Source organism: uncultured Maritalea sp., from assembly GCF_937139385.1.
Classification (GTDB): Bacteria; Pseudomonadota; Alphaproteobacteria; order Rhizobiales; family Devosiaceae; genus Maritalea; species Maritalea porphyrae_A.
Genome location: NZ_CAKZPW010000372.1, coordinates 1 through 8460 on the forward strand (window position 1 = coordinate 1; position 8460 = coordinate 8460).

Consider the following 8460-nt stretch of genomic DNA (forward strand, 5'->3'; position numbering starts at 1 on the left):
TATGTCCATCACCTATGCTATAGGTGTGGGCATTGTTTCCTCATATTTGCCTGTGATTTTGTTGAAAAACAAAACCACAAAGCGCCAACAATCTATTCGCAGCGCTTGGTCTGATTGTCTTGATTTGTTGCTATTGTGTGTGGAAAGCGGCATGTCGATCGAGCATGCATTTGCCAAAGTGGCGAAAGAGATTTCTACGCAGAGTGAAGAATTGGGCGAAGAGTTGACCCTAACGACAGCCGAATTGTCGTTTCTGGACAAACGTTCACGCGCGTTTGACAATATGGCGCAACGAACAGGCTTGGACGAAGTGAAATCGGTGATGACTGCACTTATTCAGTCTGACAAATATGGTACTTCCGTTGGTAGTTCATTGCGGGTCATGGCTGAAGAGGGCCGGGAAATGCGTATGATGGCTGCTGAACAAAAGGCCGCTGCCCTGCCGCCAAAGCTAACCGTGCCACTGATCCTATTCTTCTTGCCAGTGCTGTTTATCATGATCATGACGCCAGCACTGCTGACTGCATTTGCGGTGAATGGCCCGAACTAGGCCCATGCGATTGCGCTCTACCTGAAGATCAAATGCAAAACGCCCAATTTCGTAATCTACGGAATCGGGCGTTTTAAATTTCTATCAGAGATCAGCTAGGACTATTTCTTGCCCTTGATTAGATCCCACTTGTTCTGTTGTGTCAGTAAGGCCCGGATATAGGCCATATTGCTCTCAACGACTTCAGGTGTAAGCTCTGCTGCATAAATTGCGCGAGCTTCATCAAAACGCCCTTGTAGCCCAATAACCAACGCAAGGTTTTGTCGAATGCGTCCGGTCGCACCCGGCAGGCCTTTTGCTTTGCGCAAATACTTCTCAGCCTGCACCAAATCTCCGGTCATGGCATAGGAAAGTCCCATATTGGCATGTAGACCGGCTTCGTTTGGTGCTGTCACCATTGCTTGTTGATATAGGTCGCGCGCTTCCGCGTTGCGCCCCATTTGGTCAAGGATTGCACCTTTAACGCTCAAGCTGTTCCAGTGTGGCGCTTCAACACGAATGGCCATATCAATGATGTTCAGCGCTTGGTTGAACTGACCATTGGACGCCAGCGCCTTTGCATAGGCCAATGCTACATCTCTGCTACGGGGGTGCTCAGTGCGCGTGCGTTCAAGCACCGACACAGCCTGACCTGGCTGGCCAGCGGCGCGAAGGGCTGCTGCGTAATAAATGGCAATGCGTATATCACGTGGCTTGTTCTGGTACTTCTGTGCAAAATCTTGAACTGCTGCTTGTTTTTGCACCTGTGTAAGCGCTGAAAAATCAGGTGTGCGAATTTCGCTGCCGCCACGGCTGGCTGCACATGCATTTAGCGCTATCGCGGCAACGCCGGCCAGCGCAAGCGTGCGAAACTGTTTGAAGGGGATGGAGCGATGAAACTGCACAGAAATTTCTCCAAATGGCGCATGACCCGTTCTAGGCAAGCTCCTAATTTCAATAAATCATTAACCCTAACAGGCGGTTAAAACGATCGAGCAGAACCATTTGCAAAGCACTCAAATGCGCGATATTTCTGAACCACAAATCAAAAAACAAGACGGGATATCATGACCAAGACCATCACCTGCGTGTGGCAAGGCGATCAGAGCCAACTTGCTAAATTGAACGAAAATCAAACCAATTGGCTCAAGGCCAGCAAGTTTGAGGGGCGAGCAGGGGAACTTGTTGCCGTTCCAACCGCTACTGGCGAAATTGATCAATATGTCTTTGGGATGGGTGAGCGCGAAAAATCGCACCCGATGGTGACAGGGCTTGCAGCGTCTCAACTCAAGGACGGCGAATTCGATTTGCGCGGAGAATTTGATAATCCTGATATAGCAGCGTTGGGTTTTCGTCTTGGTGGCTATCAATTCACCAACTTCAAAAAATCCGAGACCAAAGTTAGTTTGGGCGATGTCGAAGGCGCGGACAAAAACGAGGTTGCGCTGATGGCAGAAGCGGCGGAGCTGGCCCGTGATTTGATCAACCGTCCTGCAAATGATTTGGGACCAGAAAACTACGAGGCGACCATCCGCGAATTCGCACAAAAACATGGCGCCAACGTGCGCTCGATTGTTGGCGATGATCTGCTCAAACAAAATTTCCCAATGATTCATACGGTTGGGCGCGCTTCCGCTCAAGCACCACGCTTACTTGATTTTACCTGGGGGGCTGAAGATGCGCCAAAGGTTACTTTGGTCGGCAAAGGCGTAATTTTTGACAGTGGTGGTTTGGACATCAAACCGGCCGCTGGCATGCTCTTGATGAAAAAGGACATGGGCGGTTCGGCCAACGTACTTGGGTTGGCGCATGCCATCATGAGTGCGAAACTGAACGTTAGGCTCCGCGTTCTCATACCCGTTGTTGAAAATGCCATATCAGGCAATGCGTTCCGTCCTGGTGATGTATTGCCATCCCGAAACGGCATGACGGTAGAAATTGGCAACACAGATGCTGAAGGCCGTTTGGTGTTGGCTGACGCTTTGTCGCTTGCGGATGAGGAAAGCCCCGAGATCGTCATTGATATGGCGACATTGACGGGAGCTGCACGTGTGGCTGTTGGCACAGAACTCGCGGCATTGTTTTCAAATGATGATGCTTTTGCCAATGAAATAATGGCCGAGGGCATTCCCGCGTCTGATCCATTGTGGCGCTTGCCGCTTTGGGACAATTATGATGAGCTGCTCGCTTCGCCAATCGCCGATGTGAACCATGTTTCCCTTGGCGGATACGGTGGGGCCATCACCGCAGCTCTTTTCTTGCGTCGTTTTATCAAAAACACCAAGAGTTGGAGCCATATGGATATGATGGCGTGGGCAGATAAGCCGCGCCCCGGCCGACCACTTGGTGGCACCGAACAGGGACAACGTGCTGCCTATTTGGCACTAAAGAAGCGGTTCGGCTAATCCCAACGCCAAAGCACCTCCGTCAAGCGGCGGGGGTGCCCGATCTACCATCGCGTCCGTGCCATGAAAGGCGGTTGCGGTGGCTGATGTTGCTATCAGGTCGGCGCAGTTCTAATAACCGCGCTCTACGTCCACCAAATGCTTCAATTCACCCGATTGTTCATAGCTGTTAATCTGAGATGTGACCAAGCGTACGCCAGCTTCCAAACCAGAAATTGCGGCAATGTGGGGGGTGATGTAACAATTATCCAACGCCCATAATTCGCTGCTGGTCGGCAATGGTTCAACTTTGAATACATCAAGACTGGCAGCTGCCAATGTGCCACCTTTCAGCGCCGCGACGATATCATCTTCGTTTTGATGGCCGCCGCGCGCAGCATTAACAATGCAAGGGCCGCCGGGCAAATGCCCGCGCCGCAACTTAGAGAAGTTTGCCATGCACAATATGTCTTGTGTTTCAGGCGTCAGGGGCAAAAGGCAAACCAAAATATCAGTGCGCGATAAAAACTCATCGAACTTGGCAGTGCCTGAAAACTCTTCGATCCCACCTATGCCTTTAGGGTTGCGCGACCAACCCGCAACGTTATAGCCGAGCATGGAAAGCTTTTGGGCCGCATCTTTGCCCAGCTGGCCAAGCCCCATAATGCCAACATTAATCGTTGACGCACGCTCCGGATAATACTGATCCCATTTGCGTTGCGCTTGCTCGCGCTTATAGCGCGTGGCTTGTCGATGATGCATGGTAACATTGGCGACGACGTAATCGCTCATACATTGCGTTAGTGTATCGTCTACAAAACGTACTACAGGCACACCGCGCGGTAACTTGGGGTGTTTCACAATGCTGTCAACACCTGCACCGAGCGAAAAAATCACTTCCAAGTTATCCAGCCCGTCAAAGGCATCTGCCTCCGGTTTCCACACATATAGATATTTAATTTCTTCTGGCGAATATTGGTCCTGCCGCGTTACAACTTTATGATTTGGCAAAGCCTTTTGAAATGCGCTTGCCCACTCACGTTCACTCACGTCGCTCAGATGCATCAAAAAGGTCATGAAAACTCCAAAGAAAAAAGGCCGCACCTTTATGGCACGACCTTTGAAATTCGTCTAATCGCTAATTGCGTTCAGCGCGCGCTTACTCGGTCGGGAATGCGACAGGTGAAGCAGACAATGTTTGCAAATATGCAAGCAAGTCAGCACGATCTGTCTCTTTCTTCAAACCAGCAAAGCTCATTTTCGTACCTGGTGCGTAGTCTTTAGGTTTGGTCAAGAAAGCGTTTAGGTCATCATACGACCAAACTTTGCCCTCGGCTTTGTAGCCGTTAAACACGTCGGAGTACCCAAAACCATCAACACCAGCAATTGGACGATCAACAACGCCGTAAAGTGCAGGTCCAACCTTGTTCGCACCACCTTCGTCAAATGAATGACAAGCTGTACATTTTTTGATGAGTTTCTCGCCGCTTGCGGCATCCGCGTTTGCCAACAAAGCTGCAAGAGAAACTTCTTCCACCACTGTTTCTGCGCCGTCACCATCGCTATGCCCAGCGTCAGCAGCTTCAAGCGTATAACCGCCGCCACTTCCCGCGACTGGGTGGTAAACAGTTTCTGCCAAGAAGCCGCCCGCCATAATGAACAGCAATGTGCCCAAAACGGCACCGAAAATTTTCTGCAGGTCAATCCAATTCATTTTATGCCTTCTCCACGCCGCCGCCCCATATCCGACAGCAAAATCTGCAACGTTTGAATATCACTACTCAAACCGAACTGATTCCCGCAAGCTATTTACAGAACCAGCTATTCGCGCGCGGACCTTATATACTGCGGCCCACGCGTGCAACTCCCAACATGCAATATGCGACATTTCCGCATAAATTTGGGTAAACAGCGCAATCTTTAACGCATTGACTCTTATTCACCCCTTGTTGATATTGCCCACCGGATAAATGAGAGTTTTCAAAGGTACTATGATGTTAAAGGTTGCGTTTCAAGGCGAAAAAGGTGCGTTCAGTCATGCGGCGGTCAATGCAGTCTTTCCAAACGAAGAGCCATTGCCTTGCGTGACATTTGAAAACGCTATCGCAGCCGTGCAAAATGGGGATGCGGATTATGCGATGGTTCCAGTGGAAAACTCGCTATATGGCCGAATTACCGACATTCACCATATTTTGCCTGAAAGTGGCCTCAAAATCGTCGGCGAACACTATCACCGTGTGAACATGTGTTTGCTGGGCATAAAGGGGGCCGAACTCGACGAGATTGAAGAAGTTCAAAGCTTGTCTGTTGCGCTTGGCCAATGTCGCAAGTTCATCCGAGATCACAATCTAAGGTCCATCAATGCAGTGGACACGGCAGGGTCCGCCCGTGAAGTGTCCGAGCATGGCGATAAGCGTCGTGCAGCTATTGCTTCAAAACTTGCGGGTGAGATCTATGGATTGGATCTATTGGCCGAAGATATTGAAGACGAGGACCACAATACAACGCGTTTTTTGATCATGTCGCGCCAAATGCTTGAGATTAATTCTGCTCCTGACGTGAAAACCACCTTTGTGTTCCGTGTGCGCAACGTTCCGGCCGCGCTATACAAAGCAATGGGTGGCTTTGCCACAAATGGCATCAATATGACTAAACTAGAGAGTTATATGGTGGATGGAAACTTCACCGCGACACAGTTTTATGCCGATATTGAAGGCCACCCCAGCGATCAGAGCGTGAAATTTGCCATGGAAGAACTTGAGTTCTTTACTGACTATATCAATATCCTTGGCATTTACCCTTCCAAGAAAAGCTACGATGAGGGGGGCAAAGAAGTCTAGTCGCTTTCGCAATTGCACAAACTGCAGTTGGTCTCTTGCATTCTAGCTTAAGATCAACCATATAGTCGCGTTGGGAGGTTGGCGCGGACGAACCGCTCGCCAACTGGGTCAGGTCCGGAAGGAAGCAGCCCTAACGAGTTTGGAACGGGTCGTTGCCAGCCTCCTTCTTTTGCTTTGCGCAGTGCATCAGAATCGGTGTCAAATAGCGCTTCCAACCTTCACATATATTGGCGGAGCAAAAATTGGCGGACAAACAAGACGCATATCTGGTACTTGCCCGCAAATACCGCCCGGAAAACTTCTCGACCTTTATCGGCCAAGACGCGATGCTGCAAACGCTTAAAAACGCGTTTAGTTCCAACCGTATTGCCCATGCATTTATGCTCACAGGTGTACGGGGCGTTGGCAAAACAACAACTGCCCGAATTTTGGCCCGTGCCCTTAATTTTGAAGATGATAGTGGCCCACATCCATCACTTGATCTTGAAGTTGACGGCAAACACTGCCGCGCGATTATTGAAAGCCGTCATGTAGATGTTATCGAAATGGATGCGGCATCGCATACTGGTATTGATGATATCCGTGAGATCATCGACAGTGTGCGCTATGGCCCGGTTTCAGCGCCCTACAAAGTCTTCATCATCGATGAGGTGCACATGCTCTCAAAGGCAGCGTTCAACGGCCTGTTGAAAACGCTTGAAGAGCCGCCCCCATATGTGAAGTTTATTTTTGCGACGACTGAAATCCGCAAAGTGCCAATTACCATCTTGTCGCGCTGTCAACGGTTTGATTTGCGCCGCTATGATCCGGAGACTTTGCAAACCTATCTCGGCAGCATTTTGGAAAAAGAAGGCATTACCTTCGAACCAGAAGCCTTGCAGTTGGTGATCAGAGCCGGGGAAGGGTCCGCACGCGACAACCTTTCGTTGCTTGATCAAGCGATCGCCCATTCTGGCGGCGACATTAAAGCTGACACTGTCCGCCAAATGCTCGGTCTCGCAGATCGCTCGCTCACGCTTGATTTGTTTGAAACGCTTATGAAGGGTGATGCCGCCGGTGCGCTTGAGCAATTGCGCCATCAATATGATGCAGGCGCGGATGCCGCAACTGTTGTAACTGACTTGGCCGCAACCACCCATTTGGTGACCCGCTTAAAAGTTGTGCCGGCAGCGGAAAAAGACCCCGTTTTGACGCCAGATGAGAAGTCTCGCGGCAAGGAAATGGCACAAAAGCTCAACATTCGAGTTTTGTCGCGCACTTGGCAAATTCTTAATAAGGGCATTGCCGAAATCAACAATGCTCATGATGCTATTCAAGCGGCTGAAATGGTCTTGATCCGCCTAGCCTATGCTGCGGATTTGCCAACGCCGGACGAATTGATCAAAAAGCTTGGCGACGCGCCTCAAGGGGCAGGCGCATCTGCGCCAAATGCTCCCGCTGGGCGGCCAACGGGCGGCGGCGGTGGCATGCAGCAAGCGGCAGGTGGCGGCGCGCGCATGCAGGCGGTCAGCATCAACCATGCACCTCAAGCATCTCCCGTTCAAAAGCCAACCATGTCGCTCAACAGTTTCGCTGAAATCGTGGCGCTTTGTGGTGAAAAACGTGAGCTGGTGCTTAAACACGCTTTGGAAGCAAATGTGAGCCCCATATCCGTGGCGGACGGGCGCATTGAAATCGCGTTGACCCCCGAAGCGGATCAATCGGTTGCATCCCAGCTTTCGCAAAAGCTAAAAGAATGGACAAACCGCCCCTGGCTTGTGACCGTATCCAAGCAAAAGGCAAATGATACCATCCGCCAACAGCGCGACCGTGAAGCGCAGGAAAAACTCGACAAGGCGATGCAGGATCCTTCGGTGAAGGCAATTCTGGCTGCATTCCCGGGCGCGCGCTTGGTCAATGAAAAGTCGCTAATTGATGATGAGCCGGTGGCCGAAGAATGGCTTGATGACGGCGATGTAGACGAAGGATTGGAAGAATGAAAGACATTATGGGCATGATGAAGAAAGCTCAGGAAATGCAAGCCAAAGTTGGCGAGATGCAGGCTGAGCTGGAAGCAACTGAAGTTCAAGGTAGCGCGGGCGCAGGCATGGTTGTTGTCACTCTGACAGGCAAGGGCGATATGCGCGGTGTTAAGATTGATCCTTCTCTGCTCAAAGCTGAGGAAGCAGAAATCTTGGAAGATCTGCTAATCGCCGCTCACACAGATGCGCGTGCAAAAGCCGAAGAAATCAGCCAATCGAAAATGCAAGAAATGACCGCCGGCCTGCCTATTCCGCCGGGCATGAAATTGCCGTTTTAGGTCTCTAAGCTCAAAACTATGAACAACCAAAATGGCGGCCCAGAGATTGAACAATTGATCCAGCTCCTTGCCCGATTGCCGGGCTTGGGGCCGCGTTCGGCTCGGCGCGCTGTTTTGCATTTGATCAAGAAAAAAGACACTTTGATGGCGCCGCTCGCTTCCGCTTTGGATCGGGCAGTGGACAGTGTTTTGACCTGCGCCCAATGTGGTAATGTCGACACAAAATCGCCGTGCAACATCTGTCTTGATCCGCGACGTATCGAAACCGGTTTGCTGATCGTTGTGGAAGACGTGGCTGATCTTTGGGCACTGGAGCGGGCGGGTACCACCAAGGCACTTTACCATGTTTTAGGTGGCACATTGTCACCATTGGATGGTGTTGGCCCTGAAGACCTCAATATTTCAACC

General features: G+C 50.7%; 9 protein-coding genes and 1 other RNA gene. 7 read left to right on the forward strand and 3 right to left on the reverse strand.

The window, feature by feature from the left end:
- On the forward strand, nucleotides 1-550 hold a 550-nt coding region (locus Q0231_RS14975), incomplete at its 5' end, for a type II secretion system F family protein (RefSeq protein WP_299348720.1).
- A gap of 101 nt (nucleotides 551-651) precedes the next feature.
- Here the strand turns inward: Q0231_RS14975 and Q0231_RS14980 are convergent.
- A complete protein-coding gene (locus Q0231_RS14980) occupies nucleotides 652-1434 on the reverse strand; it encodes a tetratricopeptide repeat protein (RefSeq protein ID WP_269392882.1) in 783 nt (260 codons plus the stop codon).
- Nucleotides 1435-1596: 162 nt separating this feature from the next.
- Between Q0231_RS14980 and Q0231_RS14985 the strand changes: the two genes are divergently transcribed.
- Nucleotides 1597-2934: a M17 family metallopeptidase gene (locus Q0231_RS14985; RefSeq protein WP_269392881.1), complete on the forward strand. Its 1338-nt coding sequence runs from the start codon at nucleotides 1597-1599 to the stop codon at nucleotides 2932-2934.
- A 111-nt stretch (nucleotides 2935-3045) separates the two neighbouring features.
- Here the strand turns inward: Q0231_RS14985 and Q0231_RS14990 are convergent, their stop codons facing one another.
- Complete coding sequence (locus Q0231_RS14990; protein ID WP_299348724.1) at nucleotides 3046-3990, reverse strand: glyoxylate/hydroxypyruvate reductase A; 945 nt, start codon at nucleotides 3988-3990, stop codon at nucleotides 3046-3048.
- Nucleotides 3991-4072: 82 nt separating this feature from the next.
- Complete coding sequence (locus Q0231_RS14995) at nucleotides 4073-4627, reverse strand: cytochrome c family protein (protein WP_299348727.1); 555 nt, start codon at nucleotides 4625-4627, stop codon at nucleotides 4073-4075.
- 277 nt (nucleotides 4628-4904) lie between these two features.
- Between Q0231_RS14995 and Q0231_RS15000 the strand changes: the two genes are divergently transcribed.
- The 5 genes from Q0231_RS15000 to Q0231_RS15020 all read left to right on the forward strand — a co-directional run.
- Nucleotides 4905-5753: a prephenate dehydratase gene (locus Q0231_RS15000; RefSeq protein WP_299348730.1), complete on the forward strand. Its 849-nt coding sequence runs from the start codon at nucleotides 4905-4907 to the stop codon at nucleotides 5751-5753.
- 72 nt (nucleotides 5754-5825) lie between these two features.
- Nucleotides 5826-5921, forward strand: an RNA gene (ffs, locus tag Q0231_RS15005) — signal recognition particle sRNA small type.
- Between the two features lie 74 nt (nucleotides 5922-5995).
- On the forward strand, nucleotides 5996-7732 hold the full coding sequence (locus tag Q0231_RS15010; protein ID WP_269392877.1) for a DNA polymerase III subunit gamma/tau: 1737 nt from the start codon (nucleotides 5996-5998) through the stop codon (nucleotides 7730-7732).
- Nucleotides 7729-8052 (forward strand): YbaB/EbfC family nucleoid-associated protein, encoded by a 324-nt coding sequence (locus tag Q0231_RS15015; protein ID WP_269392876.1) that lies wholly within the window; start codon nucleotides 7729-7731, stop codon nucleotides 8050-8052. Before Q0231_RS15010 ends, Q0231_RS15015 begins: the two co-directional genes overlap by 4 nt.
- A gap of 18 nt (nucleotides 8053-8070) precedes the next feature.
- Nucleotides 8071-8460 (forward strand): toprim domain-containing protein (locus tag Q0231_RS15020; RefSeq protein ID WP_299348734.1); only part of this gene is annotated, 390 nt, incomplete at its 3' end.

Coding starts and splice junctions, on each gene's coding strand:
- Q0231_RS14990 (WP_299348724.1), bottom strand. CDS start 3,990: ATGACCTTTTTGATGCATCTGAGCGACGTGAGTGAACGTGAGTGGGCA.
- Q0231_RS15015 (WP_269392876.1), top strand. CDS start 7,729: ATGAAAGACATTATGGGCATGATGAAGAAAGCTCAGGAAATGCAAGCC.
- Q0231_RS14985 (WP_269392881.1), top strand. CDS start 1,597: ATGACCAAGACCATCACCTGCGTGTGGCAAGGCGATCAGAGCCAACTT.
- Q0231_RS15000 (WP_299348730.1), top strand. CDS start 4,905: ATGATGTTAAAGGTTGCGTTTCAAGGCGAAAAAGGTGCGTTCAGTCAT.
- Q0231_RS14995 (WP_299348727.1), bottom strand. CDS start 4,627: ATGAATTGGATTGACCTGCAGAAAATTTTCGGTGCCGTTTTGGGCACA.